General features: G+C 70.5%; 13 protein-coding genes and 1 rRNA gene. 8 read left to right on the top strand and 6 right to left on the bottom strand.

Annotated features, from left to right (window positions below):
* Positions 1-42: 42 nt before the first annotated feature.
* Both D7W81_RS03720 and glpD read right to left on the bottom strand, forming a co-directional pair.
* Positions 43-1,854 carry a S8 family serine peptidase gene (locus D7W81_RS03720; protein WP_120553921.1) on the bottom strand — a complete coding sequence of 604 codons (1,812 nt, stop codon included), beginning with the start codon at positions 1,852-1,854 and terminating at the stop codon, positions 43-45.
* A 278-nt stretch (positions 1,855-2,132) separates the two neighbouring features.
* A complete protein-coding gene (glpD, locus tag D7W81_RS03715) occupies positions 2,133-3,830 on the bottom strand; it encodes a glycerol-3-phosphate dehydrogenase (RefSeq protein WP_120553920.1) in 1,698 nt (565 codons plus the stop codon).
* Positions 3,831-4,038: 208 nt separating this feature from the next.
* On the opposite strand from glpD, the gene D7W81_RS03710 reads away from it, so the two are divergent.
* From D7W81_RS03710 to D7W81_RS03695, 4 genes are all read left to right on the top strand, one after another.
* Complete coding sequence (locus tag D7W81_RS03710; protein WP_244226943.1) at positions 4,039-4,455, top strand: hypothetical protein; 417 nt, start codon at positions 4,039-4,041, stop codon at positions 4,453-4,455.
* Between the two features lie 147 nt (positions 4,456-4,602).
* Positions 4,603-6,813: a TonB-dependent receptor gene (locus D7W81_RS03705; RefSeq protein ID WP_120553919.1), complete on the top strand. Its 2,211-nt coding sequence runs from the start codon at positions 4,603-4,605 to the stop codon at positions 6,811-6,813.
* Positions 6,813-7,571, top strand: a complete 759-nt coding sequence (locus D7W81_RS03700; protein ID WP_120553918.1) for a hypothetical protein — start codon at positions 6,813-6,815, stop codon at positions 7,569-7,571. The genes D7W81_RS03705 and D7W81_RS03700 overlap by 1 nt, the downstream gene beginning before the upstream one ends.
* Positions 7,571-8,398: a hypothetical protein gene (locus D7W81_RS03695; RefSeq protein WP_120553917.1), complete on the top strand. Its 828-nt coding sequence runs from the start codon at positions 7,571-7,573 to the stop codon at positions 8,396-8,398. The genes D7W81_RS03700 and D7W81_RS03695 overlap by 1 nt, the downstream gene beginning before the upstream one ends.
* Positions 8,399-8,454: 56 nt before the next feature.
* On the opposite strand, the gene D7W81_RS03690 is transcribed toward D7W81_RS03695, so the two are convergent.
* Positions 8,455-8,646 (bottom strand): hypothetical protein, encoded by a 192-nt coding sequence (locus D7W81_RS03690; RefSeq protein ID WP_120553916.1) that lies wholly within the window; start codon positions 8,644-8,646, stop codon positions 8,455-8,457.
* Positions 8,647-8,861: 215 nt separating this feature from the next.
* Between D7W81_RS03690 and D7W81_RS03685 the strand changes: the two genes are divergently transcribed.
* The 3 genes from D7W81_RS03685 (at position 8,862) to D7W81_RS03675 (ending at position 10,706) form a co-directional block, all read left to right on the top strand.
* On the top strand, positions 8,862-9,284 hold the full coding sequence (locus D7W81_RS03685; RefSeq protein ID WP_120553915.1) for a hypothetical protein: 423 nt from the start codon (positions 8,862-8,864) through the stop codon (positions 9,282-9,284).
* A gap of 99 nt (positions 9,285-9,383) precedes the next feature.
* Entirely contained in the window at positions 9,384-9,728 is a 345-nt protein-coding gene (locus D7W81_RS03680) for a DUF7577 domain-containing protein (protein WP_120553914.1), read from the top strand.
* A gap of 9 nt (positions 9,729-9,737) precedes the next feature.
* The gene (locus D7W81_RS03675) at positions 9,738-10,706 is read left to right on the top strand and encodes a tetratricopeptide repeat protein (RefSeq protein ID WP_120553913.1); all 969 of its coding nucleotides are present in this window, start codon (positions 9,738-9,740) and stop codon (positions 10,704-10,706) included.
* A gap of 14 nt (positions 10,707-10,720) precedes the next feature.
* Here the strand turns inward: D7W81_RS03675 and D7W81_RS03670 are convergent, their stop codons facing one another.
* The gene (locus D7W81_RS03670) at positions 10,721-11,020 is read right to left on the bottom strand and encodes a tetratricopeptide repeat protein (protein WP_120553912.1); all 300 of its coding nucleotides are present in this window, start codon (positions 11,018-11,020) and stop codon (positions 10,721-10,723) included.
* Positions 11,021-11,051: 31 nt separating this feature from the next.
* Between D7W81_RS03670 and D7W81_RS03665 the strand changes: the two genes are divergently transcribed.
* On the top strand, positions 11,052-11,252 hold the full coding sequence (locus D7W81_RS03665; protein WP_120553911.1) for a SlyX family protein: 201 nt from the start codon (positions 11,052-11,054) through the stop codon (positions 11,250-11,252).
* A 9-nt stretch (positions 11,253-11,261) separates the two neighbouring features.
* Here the strand turns inward: D7W81_RS03665 and D7W81_RS03660 are convergent, their stop codons facing one another.
* Both D7W81_RS03660 and rrf read right to left on the bottom strand, forming a co-directional pair.
* A complete protein-coding gene (locus tag D7W81_RS03660) occupies positions 11,262-11,708 on the bottom strand; it encodes a hypothetical protein (RefSeq protein WP_120553910.1) in 447 nt (148 codons plus the stop codon).
* Between the two features lie 202 nt (positions 11,709-11,910).
* A 5S ribosomal RNA gene (gene rrf / locus D7W81_RS03655) occupies positions 11,911-12,019 on the bottom strand; the annotation flags it as partial.

Below are 12,019 nucleotides of genomic sequence, written 5' to 3'. Positions count from 1 at the left end.
TCAAGGGACGCGGGGGCGCCGAGCCTGCGGGAAGCAGGCCGCTTACGGCAGCGGGAGCGGGCCGCCACCCTGGGGCAGCGTGCGCGCCAGCTCCACGGCCTTGGCCGCCTGCACCAGACCATGGCCGTACTTGTCGTCCACGCCCGGCGTCGCCTTGTCGTCCAGCGCCGTCTTCTCCAGCACCGCGCGCACGTGCGCGGCGCTCAGGTCCGGCCGGGCGCTGAACACCAGCGCCGCGACACCCGACACATGCGGGGTGGCCATGGAGGTGCCGGACTCGCGCTGGTAGTCCAGACCGGTGGTGGTCACCGTCACCTCGCGCCCCTCCAGCTGCTTGAGGGCCGCGCCGGACGCCATCGACACCGACACCGTGGGCACCCAGTGCGAGTTCGCGGAGCCCAGCGTGAACGTGCCGTCCCCGTCCTCCGCCACGTTGTTGCCGATGATGACCGCGCGCGCGCCAGCCTGGATGACGTTGCGCGCCTTCTCCTCGAAGAACAGGTCGCCGCGGTCCACGTACGCGACGAAGCCTTCGCAGGTGGCCTGCTCACCGCACGCCGCACGGTCCGCGCCCAGGCCGCAGTTGACCAGCCGGCCCGTGTACGTGCCCTGCGCGGTGTACGTCAGCGGCGACGACGTGACGGGCGCCGACCCCACGTCCACCGAGGACAGCGCCGCCGCCCCCAGCACCGTGGCGCTCAGCACGTTCACACCCGGGGCCACCACGGACAGCTCCTGGCCGAACTGCGAGAAGGGCGCGTACTCGCCCTTCAGGTCCACCGCGCCCACCGCCATCACCGACGGCAGATACCCGGCCGGATAGGCGACGCCCTTCTTGCCGTCGTTGCCGCTGGCCGCGACGGACAGCATGCCCTTGCCGCCGTCCCAGACCTTGTCGAACATGGCCTGCTCGGTCTCGGACGGATCCGGAGCGCCCAGCGACAGCGAGGCGACCTGCGCCCCCTGCTCATGGCACCACTCCACCGCCGCGATGACGTCCACCGTGCTGCCGCCGCCCTCCGTGTCCAGCACGCGCGCGACGAGCAGCGACGCGCCCGGCGCCACGCCCACCACACCGTTGGGGTCCTGCCCGGGCCCCACGCGCCCGCCGGAGCCCGCGCCGAACTGCGCCAGGATGGTCGCGGACACGTGCGTGCCGTGGCCGCCGCCCACCGTCACCACGCCCTGGGACACGGTCTGGTCGGACGGGTCGTCGTCGTTGTCGACGAAGTCCTTGCCCTTGACGAACGCGCCCATCAGCTCCGGGTGCTTGCTGTCCCAGCCGCTGTCGATGACGCACACCTTCACGCCCTCGCCCGTGGGCGCGCCGGGGTCGATGACACCGTCGCTGTTCGCGTCCCACACCTGCGGGGCCTGCACCAGCTTCAGCCCGTCGGTGTACTCGCCCACCGACCCCTGCGGGATGAGCGTGCCCTGCCACGACACCAGCGGCGGCGGCGTGGGCAGGCCCATCGCGTACACGCGGCGGTTGGGCGTCACGGAGAGCACGTCCGGGTTGAGCTTCAGCGTCGTGAGAGCCTCCGGCGACAGCCGGGCGGCCACCATGTTCAGGGTCGGGACGCGGCGCAGCACCGTGCCGCCCTCGCGCTCCACGGCCTTCACGATGTCCGCCGAGGCGGCCAGCGCGCTGGCGCTCACCTTCGGCTTGTAGGTGATGATCACCCCGTCCGCCGTGTCCGTGCGCAGCGCGGAAACCGCCGGGGCCGGCAGCGCCGCCTCCGCGGTGCCAGGACACGCCTGGGGCAGGATGTCACCGCCCGGGGGGACCTCCGTGCCGCAGCCGCTCGCCACCAGTCCGGACAGCCCGAGCCCGATCCAAAGCCAACGCTTCATGGGGTGCCTCTCCTTCGTGCCCGGCCTACATGGGATACCGCGCCGTGACCCGCTGCCCCCGGAAAAGGGGGGCCGGGAAGAACGGGCCAACCCTGCTTCCCGTTCCCACAACGATTTAAGCATGGCCGAAGGACGACTGCTCGTGCGGCTGTCGTGCGCCCGACGGCCATCCGGTGCCGGGCCAACGTGAGGCGCTCAACGCTCATGGGGAGCGCCCCGTCCGCGGTCCCGCGGCCGGACCCTGCATGACGCACCGGGCCCTGCTTCACGCAGGCGCGTCAGGCGTCGGAAGGATCCACGCCGAAGATGCGCTGGGCATCCACGGCGTAGGCGGCCAGCTGACGCTCTGTCTCCGCCGCGTCCCAACCCAGGAGCGGCGCCATCACCTCCGCGGCGCGGACGGCGGCGGCGCGGCCCTGGTCGCGCGTCTCGAACGCGACCTTGAGGCGGCGGATGAGCAGGTCGGCCAGCGTCTGGACCATCTCGTGGGTCACGCCCCACGCGGCCTCGGCGCGGCGGTACGGCAGGCCGTCCACGAGCGGCCCGGCCAGCTCCGGCGTCTCGCGAGTGAGCGCCCACACCGCGCGCCAGCGGCTGCCGTACGCACGCACCAGGTGCTCGCCCGTGGCCGCGTCTCCCACCTCCTGCCGCGCCGCCGCGAACTCCGCGTCCAGCTTCAGGATGTCGCCGCCAGGCAGGGGCTGTTCGTGGGTGACGGGCTTCTTGTGCGGGAGGGCCAGGTGGCGCTCCACGGCGTTGACCACGTCGCGGGCCATGACCCGGAAGGTGGTGAGCTTGCCGCCGCTGATGGCCAGCACGCCGGAAGGGCTCACGTCGATGGAGTGCTCGCGGCTGGCGCTGCCCGCGTCGCTGTTGCCGTGGTAGCCGCTCGCGGCCAGGGGGCGGATGCCGGCCCAGGCGCTGACCATGTCCTCGCGGGTGAGCCGCGCCTCGGGGAAGAAGGCGTTGGCGGAAGCGAGCAGGTAGGCCACGTCCGCCTCGCTCGCGCGCACCTCGGCCGGGTGGGCGCGGGTGGCCGTCTCCGTCGTGCCAATGAGGGTGAACGCATCCGCGGGCAGGATGAACATCACGCGGCCGTCCACGGGGGACAACAGCGTGAGCGCGTCCCCGATGTTCAACCGCGAGCGGGGCACGGCGATGTGCACGCCCTTGCTGCCGCGCACCGAAGGCCCCGCGCGGACCTGCCCTGAATCCAGCTGACGGATCTCATCGCTCCAGGGTCCGGTCGCGTTGACGACGGCGCGCGCGCGCACCGTGTGCTCCAGGCCGGTGAGGTGATCCACCACCACCGCGCCCTGCGCCTTGCCCTCCGCCAGCACCAGCCGCTTCACGGAGGCGTGGTTGAGCACCACCGCTCCCGCCTCGCTCGCGCCCAGCGCGTTGGCCAGCGTGAGCCGGGCATCGTCGGTGGCCGCGTCGTAGTAGCGGGCGCCGCCCTTGAGCCCCTCGGAGCGGATGCCGGGCTCGGCCTCCACCACCTGCTTGAGCGACAGGCGCTGGTAGGCCTTCACGTTCCGGAACAGGGACAGGGCGTCGTACAGCATGAGGCCCGCGTTGAGCTTCCAGCGCGGCACGCGAGCCCCCGCGTAGACGGGCCAGACGAAGGCCAACGGCCGCACCAGGTGGGGCGCCAGGTTGAGCAGGCGACGCCGCTCAATGCTCGACTCGAAGACGAGCCCCAGGTGGCCATGCTCCAGATAGCGCAGGCCGCCGTGGATGAGCCGCGACGAGCGGCTGGAAGTCCCGCTGGCGAAGTCCTCGCGCTCCACCAGGGCCACCTTCAAGCCCCGCAGCGCCGCGTCCCGCGCGGCCCCCGCGCCCGTCACCCCGCCGCCAATCACGAGCAGGTCGAAGGACTCACTCGCCAGGGAGCGCAGACGGTCCGCGCGCGACGGCGGGGCGGGAACCTCCGTGGAGGCAGGCAGGGAACGAAGCACGGCGGATTCGGAACGCACGCCAGGAGTCTATGACGGGAAGTCTGCGGCCGCAGCGGATTCCAATGCAATGCGTCAAGCGGTCCACGGGGTCATGGGACTGGATGGCAGGGGACTGTCTGGCAGCGGGCGGCGGGGGCGGCCTTGCCTGTCCTGGGGAGGACGGATAGGGAGGCAGTCGCCTCACCTCCCCCATCCTGGACGCTCCGCCGCCTCACTCCGAACCGCCGTGTGGGACTCCCGAGACCGACGTGACCTGGCGTTCCTGGGACTGTGGGTCCTGGTGTACGGGCTCGCGGTGGCGCCGGTGCTGCACGCGGTGGTGGGACACGGCGGAGGCCTGGGGGCGCACTCCCACGAGCACGGCACGGGAAGCCACGTGCACCGCACCACGGGTGCGTGCGGCGCGGAGAAGGTCCCGTGCAAGGCGGAGCCCGAACAGGGCACGCCAGACGGAGCGAAGCGAGGCCACGGCCATCAGCACCTGACGGGCTCGGTGGAGCACCTGCTGGCGGTGGCGGCCACCTGGACGGTGTTCGTACCGCCGAAGCTGCGCTGGGTGTCCTGGCAGGTCGAAGCCGCCAGAGGCCCCGAGTGGTCGCCGCGCCAGCGGCTGCGGTCCGCGGCGATGCCGCAGGGCCCGTAGGCCCCTTTCGAACTTCTGTAAGGGTGACTCGCGAGCATGCGGACCGTCTGGCCTGGGCCAGACACGGGCCTGCGTGCGCGTGCGTCCCGAATCCGTCTGTCTTTCAACCCGCACCCTCCGGAGCGCGTCCCCACGCGAGCCGGCGACGTGTCGTTGTCTCCTCGTGCCTTCTTCACCGTGACCATGTTGCTCATCGCGTTCACCACGCTCTCGACGTGTCTTGCCTCGGCCGTGCCCGCCGCACAGGAAGGGCCGCGCCCGGAGGCGACCCGCCACGCGGAGACAGAAGCCACGCAGCAACAGCAGCAACCCGTGATGCAGCAGTCCCAGGAAGCACCTGCCCCTGCCGGGACAGTCGCCTCCCCCACGGAGCAGCAGCCCACGCCGCCGCCGGAGGCACCGGGCAAGCAGCGCTCCACGGTGGTGCGAGGCACGCGCCCGGCGCAGAGCGCCTCCGAGGTCACCATCGGCCGCGACATCCTCGACACGGCACCGCGCATGAACGCGACGGACGTGCTCCGTGTCGTCCCGGGCCTCGTGGCCTCGCAGCACAGCGGCGAGGGCAAGGCCCAGCAGCTCTTCCTCCGGGGCTTTGACGCGCTCCACGGCCAGGACGTGGAGCTGAACGTCGGAGGCCTGCCGGTGAATGAGGTGAGCCACATCCACGCGCTCGGCTACGCGGACACGAACTTCATCATCCCGGAGCTCGTCCAATCGCTGGAGGTGACGGAGGGTTCCTACCGCGCGTTCCAGGGAGACTTCGCGGTCGCGGGAACCGTGCGCATGGACCTGGGCGCCCGCGAGAAGGGCGTGGAGTTCGCCGGAACGCTGGGCCAGTTCAACACGCGCCGGCTCGTCGTGACGGTGCGCCCGGGCGAGGACCCCGGCACCTTCGCGGCGGCGGAGATTGGAGAGAGTGACGGCTTCGGCCCCCAGCGGGGCTACGGCCGGGCCACGCTGCTCGCGCAAGGCAACCTGGACCTGGGCCACGGCCTGAGCGCACGCATCCTGGGAGGCAGCTACGTCACGCGCTTCGACTCACCGGGCGTGGTGCGGCAGGACGACCTCGAAGCCGGGCGCCGCACCTTCTACTCCGGCTCCTTCGACCGTCAGGGCGGCACGGTGTCCCGGCACCAGCTCCTCATCGGAGTGGACCTGCCGCGCGAAGGCACCGCGCGCACGCGGCTGGAGGCCTTTGGAATCCTCTCCGACCTGCGCCTGCGCAACAACTTCACCGGCTACCGCGTGGACGACCGTGGCGACGGCCTGGAGCAGACCCACGACGGCTCCACCCTGGGCCTGCGCGCGGAGCACCGCCGCCAGGTCACCCTCTTCGGCCGGCCCGTCGCGCTGGAGCTGGGACTCGGAGGACGGCGCGACGGCATCCACCAGACGCAACGCCGTTACCGCGAGACGGACGGCACCTTCTTCGCGGACGAAGTGGACGCGGACCTCACGCAGACGGACGTCTGGGGTTACGCCGAAGCCAGGCTCCCCCTGGGCCGCTGGGCCTTCCGCCTCGGAGGCCGGGCCGACGCGCTGGGCGTGGAGGTCTTCGACGCGCTCGCCTTCCGGGACCCGCGCTACTACGACGGGCAGGGCTACTCACGGAGCGCCTTCGGGGTGCACTGGGGCGCCAAGGCCGGCGTCGAATACGCGCTCACGGACACCTGGGCCCTCTTCGCCAGCTACGGTGACGGCTTCCGTTCCCCGCAGGCGCGAAGCCTCGCGGAAGGCGAACAAGCCCCCTTCGTCAACGTACACGGCGCGGAGCTGGGCACCCGGAGGGACGGAGAACGTCTGTCCTTCCAGGCGAGCGTCTTCGGCTCGCAGGTGGCGGACGACTTCTTCTTCGACCACACGGTGGGCACCACCGTCTTCACGGGAGAGACGCTGCGCACGGGCATCTCCGCGGCGCTCCAGGCACGTCCGTTCGAAGGGCTCACGGCCGCGCTGAGCGCCACGGTGGCGAACGCCACGGTGACGAAGACGGACGCGAAGCTCCCCTACTTCGCGCCCCTGGTCGCCCGGGCGGACGTGGGTTGGGAGAAGCCACTTCCCGGTATCGGATCCGTCTTGTCGGTGGGCACGGGCCTCACGCTCATCGGTCCGCGCCCCCTGCCCTACGACGAATACAGCCACACGGTGTTCCTCGCGGACGCGCAGGCCGCGCTGCGCAGGGGAGCGCTCGCGTTGCGGCTCGACGTGAAGAACCTGCTCAACACGCGCTGGCGTGACGGCGAGTTCGTCTACAGCTCGCGCTTCGACCCCACATCCCAGCCGAGCCTCGTTCCAGCCCGGCATTTCACCGCGGGGGCACCACGCGTGGCCTCGCTCACCCTGGAGGTCCACCTGTGATGAACCGAGCGCTGGCATTGGCATTGACCGCGACCCTGTTGAGCCTGGGTTGCGGAGGCAAGACGGAAGCGGAGCGCCGCACCTTCGCCGTGACGATGACGGCGACAGCGCCCACGGCTCCGAACGAGTACGGCTGGACGGTGACGCCCGAAGCCGCCCAGGTGTCCGTGGGTTCGGTGCGGTTCTTCGAGGGCCGCGTGCTGCTCTCACGCCGGGCCCCTCGCTTCGACTGGTACTCGCTCATCGGAGGCACCGCGAATGCGCATCCTGGCCACTACGTCCCCGGCGACGCACTGGGAGAAGTGCTGAACCCCCAGACGGTGGACCTGCTCGCGGGCGGTAGCCTGGGAGACGCCAATGCCGTCACGGGCTCGTACGGCTCGCTGGAGCTGACGCTCGTGACGCCCACGGCGGCCACGGACACGCAGAACGTCCTCGGGGGCCACCAGGCGCACGTGCGAGGAACCGCGACGCACACGTCCGGAGCCACGGTGCGCTTCGACGCGACGGTGGACCTGCCCAAGGCCATTGAAGGCGTGCGCTTCGAGCGCGACCTCCAGCAGGAGGCCGGCTTCGTGCGCATCGCGGTGGACCTGGGGAAATGGATGGACCGCATCGACTTCGCCACCGCGTCCCTCCCGGGCGCGTCTGGCGTTTCCACCTTCCCCGCCGGAAGCCAGGCCCAGAACGGGCTGGTGCGCGGCGTGGAAGACACCAGCGCCTACGTCGTGACGTGGGTGGAAGGAGCAGCACCGTGATGAAGCATTGGCTGATGGGTGTGTCGTGTCTGGGTCTGGTCGCCTGCTCTTCGGGCGAAGGCAACGTGACGTTCACCACGTACGGGGAGGACTTCATCGAGAAGGAGATCCCCGCCAGCGCCTTCGAGGACGGCTGGACCGTGAAGTACGACAAGTTCCTCGTGAAGCTGGGCGAGGTGAAGGTCGCCAACCACGAGGGAGAGACCGCCGCCGAGCAGACGGCCGCGAAGGTGTACGACGTGCACCGTCCAGGACCGGTGAACGTCGCGACGTTCAACGACCTGGCCTCCGAGGAATGGGACGAGGTGAGCTACGCCATCGCCCCCGTCACGGACGCCACCGCCGGCAACGCGGACGCGGAGGACGTGACGCGGATGAACACCGAAGGCTGGTCCGTCTACGTCGAGGGCACAGCCACCAAGGGCACCGTGACGAAGCGCTTCCGCTGGGGCTTCCCCACCAACACCGTCTACGAGCACTGCGAGAACGAGGACATCGGTGACGGCGTGACGGTGCCTAAGGGCGGCACGGAGACGGTGCAGCTCACCATCCACGGGGACCACCTCTTCTTCGACGACCTCCAGTCGGCCGACGCGAAGATGCGCTTCGACGCCATCGCAGCGGCGGACAGCACGGGCGTGGTCGGTCCGGACGGCGAAATCACCCTGGATGAACTGGGCCTGGTGGACCTGACGGCGCTGCCCTCGAACCAGTACGGCACGGGAGGCGCGGGCAGCGTCCGGACGCTGCGCGACTTCATCACGGCGCTCGTGCGCACCGTGGGCCACTACCGTGGCGAAGGCGAGTGCTCACCGCGCGTCCGCTAGGACCCCGCACCGGGGAGGGGCCGGCCCGAACACGCGGCCGGCCTCTCCTGTTCCGGTCAGCGCTTCGAGGTGTCGTCCCCGCCCGTCATGCCACCGCCGTGAGAGGGCATCTGGGACGGCGGGTTGGGAGGACGGTTGGGGTTCATCTGGTTGGCGCGGTTGTCCTGGGCGGACTTGTGCTCGGGGCGCTCGGGGTTCTTCGTGTTGGAGCGCTGATCATTCGGGTTCGGGTTCTTGTGCTTGCTCATCGTTCGGCGACCTCCCAGTGTCCGGACAGGGCGCCCGGACGGAAGGCACGGTAGGGAGACGCGCCCGGGAAACTCAGGGGCCCAGCGGGCGCGGCCCAGTGTCCGGCATCGGTCGCTCGATCTGCCATTCGGGGACAGGAAGCGCCGGGAGCGCTCCGCTCCGGATGCCGGGGAGGAGGCGGATGCCTACTCCTGAACCCACGGAGGTACGGCGCGTGAAGACGGTAACCTACGAGCGCAGTGGCCGGACGAACACAGGGGCGCAGGCATTGCGAGTGGAAGGCCTCAAGCACCTCCGCGTCCTGGAACAGGGCGAACCGGTGGTGGAGCGGGACCTGACGCCGGAGGAGATCCGCCGGCTGGCCCCCTTGCTGGAAACCCTCCAGCGGGAGCCCGAACCCGCCGCCCTCGTCCCCCAGGCAGGAGGCCCGGACGGGCTGGCGGTGACCCTGGCCTTCGAGGACGAGGAGACGCCCCGGCTGAGGCTCGCCACGGAGCGGCTGCCCGCGAAGGGCGCCGGTGGCGGGTATGATCGCCTGCTCGCGGAGCTGGACGCCCTGCTGACCGCGGAGCTCCACGCCCGGGCCCCCCGCCACGCGCACGCCGTGCTGCCGCACCAACTCCGTCACGACGAATGACAGGGCCACACGGCCCGTAGGGACCACGTCGGGCAGGGCACAGCAGGGGAGCAACCGGGGCGGGTTGCCCTGACGGCCCGGTTCTGACAGACAAGCAGCATGAAGCGCGTGCAGTTCTCCGTGCACCGCACGGTCGGAGAGGCGCGGATGCTGGCGGGCGCCCTGGAATCAGCGGGGCTCTCGGTCGACATCCGCGGCGAGTCCCTGGTCCCGCTGAGCGGAGAAATCCCCAGCACCGAGGCCTGGGTGGAGCTGTGGCTATGGCCCCAGGAACTGGAGGCCGGGCGTCAGGTCCTCGCGGAGCTCCAGGCCAACCAGGAAGCCGCCAGCCGCTCGGTGACGTGCCCGCGTTGCGGCGAGGAGAATCCCGCCAACTTCGAGCTTTGCTGGAGCTGCGAGCTCGAGCTTCCCTCGGGGCTGCGCTCCCACCTCCGAGCCGTTTAAAAACGCCTCATGAGCGACCCATCGAACGAACCGGGGGAGCGGACCGGCCGGCGCTGGAACCAGGGGCTCCGGGGCGTTCTCTGGGTCTGCGGGGTGGCCCTCGTCATCCACGTCATTCCACTGTTCCTGCCCCGCAACATGCCCGAGCAGGAGCTGGCCATCGCCCGGGCCACGGACAACGTGGAAGGCCGGCTGCGATTCCTGGTGCCTTTGAAGCACAACGACAAGGCGACGGCGGCGGATCTGCGCGCGGCGGCGGAGCTCCTGCGCGAAGGAGCGCCAGCGGAAGCGCATGACCTGGCCCTGGAAGCCGAGCGAAGGGACCCGAACGCCCTGGAGACCCAGCTCCTGCTCGCGCGCATCTGCGACCGGGAGCGGATGTCCCGCTGCGTGGAGCAAGCACTCGGCAAGGCACGGAAGCTCGCGCCGGCGGACCCGCGGGCGGAGCTGCTCCGGGCGGACCTGAGCGAGGTGAAGGGCGACGTAGAGGGCGCCACGTCGGCCCTGGCCCAGGCCTACAGCGTGGCGCCAGGCGATCCCCTCGTCGGTGTGCGCTACGGCCGGCTGCTCAGCCGGGTAGGACGGCCCCAGGAAGCCCTGAAGGTCTTCCACTCCCTGGAGGGAAGGGTGCCCGCGGCGCGGCTCCTGGTGGAACAGGGGCTGGTGCTCACCAGGGAGGGCCGGAACCGCGAAGCCGTGGGGCTATTGCAGCAGGCGGTGCAGAAGGACCCGAAGCTCGCGGAAGGCCACTTCCAGCTGGGCATCGCCTGGTTCCAGCTGGGGAACGAGAACGCCGCCGAGGAGGCCCTGCGTCAGGCGGACCGTCTGGACGTCTCCGACACGCGGGCCCTGGGCATGCTCTGCACGCTTCAGGTGAAGGCAGGAAGGTTCGAGGGAGCTCGCCAGACGCGCACGGACCTGGAGCGGCGTTTCCCGCAGCGGATGGACGCCATCCGGGAGCAGTGCCGGCTGCCCTGAGGCTCAGGGGAAGCTCACCGCGGCTCCTGCCCCCGGATCTGCCGGAGCATCCGCGCGGAGGCGATGACCGGGGCATCCACGGACCCGTCGGCCCGTTCGGTGCGCACCACGGCCTGGAGGAAGGGGATTGCCTCTTCATCGCGGCCCTGCTGGAAGAGCAGCTCACCCAGCGCGAACCGGGCCTGGGTGAGGAGGACCAGGTCCTCCGCCGCCACGGCCGCATCGATGGCGTCACTCAGCGCGGACTCCGCCAGCTCGGGCTGTCCGCGTCCAAGCAGCTCGCGAGCACGCTGCAGGTATTCGACGGTATTCATGGGGCACGGTCCCCGAGCGGAGAAGACGGCAATGGAAGACAAGCGCCTGGTCGAGCTGGAAATCCGCTACACACAGCAGCAGGAGCTGCTGCAGGAGCTGAGCGACGTGCTCTATCAGCAGGGGCGCGTCATCGACGCGCTCCGGGCGGAGCTGGACCGGCTCAAGCGCAAGCTGGACGCCGAGCCGGGCCTGGTGGACGCCCGCCAGCAGGAGCGTCCGCCGCACTACTGAGGCACGGCCTCAGAACTTGTAGCCCAGCCGCAGACCGATGACGGGGTTCGGGTCGAGGTAGCCCACCTCGATGCCGATGCTCGCGGCCTTTCCCTGGAGGCCAAAGCCAAACGCCGCATGGGCCTTGAAGGTGTCCCCCTTGAAGAAGATCCACGGCCCTGCGAGTCCTTCGATGTAGACGGTGCGACCTACCGTCGCCCGAAGCGAGATGTCCAACGGAACGCCGATGATGTTGCCGTCGGTGACGAGCACGGCGCCGAACCGGGCACCCACGAAGAGCGGCCCCGCGACATGCCCTTCGACGCCCAGCGTGAAGTTGAAGGCGGCGCTGGTATCGACCCAGTAGTCCGCGCCCACGCCCAGGCGGACCCCGGACTGCTGCGCCTTGGATTCGGCGGGCACCAGCAGGAGCCCCAACGCAAACAGCCCGGCGGCGTAGATTCGAAGCAGATGCATGCGAGAGGCTCCTGTCCAGAGAGGGGGAAGGAGTGCCACTCAAGCAAAAGCAGGCCGGGTCGTGCCAGCTTCAAAGGCAGGCGCCCGTACGTTCGCATCCCGTCGGATCAATCCACGAAGACGCATGCAAGGGATGTCAGCGTGACAAGCCCGCAAAGACAAAGCCCCTGGCGCCTTGCGGCGCCAGGGGCTTTCAAAAAGAATCCGGCAGCGACCTACTCTCCCACGCGGTTTCCCGCGGAGTACCATCGGCTCTGGAGGGCTTAACTTCCGTGTTCGGGATGGGAACGGGTGTGACCCCTCCGACATTG

The sequence above is a fragment of the Corallococcus aberystwythensis genome (assembly GCF_003612165.1).
Taxonomy (GTDB): Bacteria; Myxococcota; Myxococcia; order Myxococcales; family Myxococcaceae; genus Corallococcus; species Corallococcus aberystwythensis.
The sequence above is the reverse complement of the archived record's forward strand: the minus strand, read 5'-3'. Positions and strand labels throughout refer to the sequence as shown.

What these genes read in the sequence shown, in the direction of transcription:
- D7W81_RS03670 (WP_120553912.1), bottom strand. Translation starts at nt 11,020, where the DNA reads ATGAATACCGTCGAATACCTGCAGCGTGCTCGCGAGCTGCTTGGACGC.
- D7W81_RS03720 (WP_120553921.1), bottom strand. Translation starts at nt 1,854, where the DNA reads ATGAAGCGTTGGCTTTGGATCGGGCTCGGGCTGTCCGGACTGGTGGCG.
- D7W81_RS03695 (WP_120553917.1), top strand. Translation starts at nt 7,571, where the DNA reads ATGAAGCATTGGCTGATGGGTGTGTCGTGTCTGGGTCTGGTCGCCTGC.
- D7W81_RS03690 (WP_120553916.1), bottom strand. Translation starts at nt 8,646, where the DNA reads ATGAGCAAGCACAAGAACCCGAACCCGAATGATCAGCGCTCCAACACG.
- D7W81_RS03675 (WP_120553913.1), top strand. Translation starts at nt 9,738, where the DNA reads ATGAGCGACCCATCGAACGAACCGGGGGAGCGGACCGGCCGGCGCTGG.
- D7W81_RS03680 (WP_120553914.1), top strand. Translation starts at nt 9,384, where the DNA reads ATGAAGCGCGTGCAGTTCTCCGTGCACCGCACGGTCGGAGAGGCGCGG.
- D7W81_RS03700 (WP_120553918.1), top strand. Translation starts at nt 6,813, where the DNA reads ATGAACCGAGCGCTGGCATTGGCATTGACCGCGACCCTGTTGAGCCTG.
- D7W81_RS03665 (WP_120553911.1), top strand. Translation starts at nt 11,052, where the DNA reads ATGGAAGACAAGCGCCTGGTCGAGCTGGAAATCCGCTACACACAGCAG.
- D7W81_RS03660 (WP_120553910.1), bottom strand. Translation starts at nt 11,708, where the DNA reads ATGCATCTGCTTCGAATCTACGCCGCCGGGCTGTTTGCGTTGGGGCTC.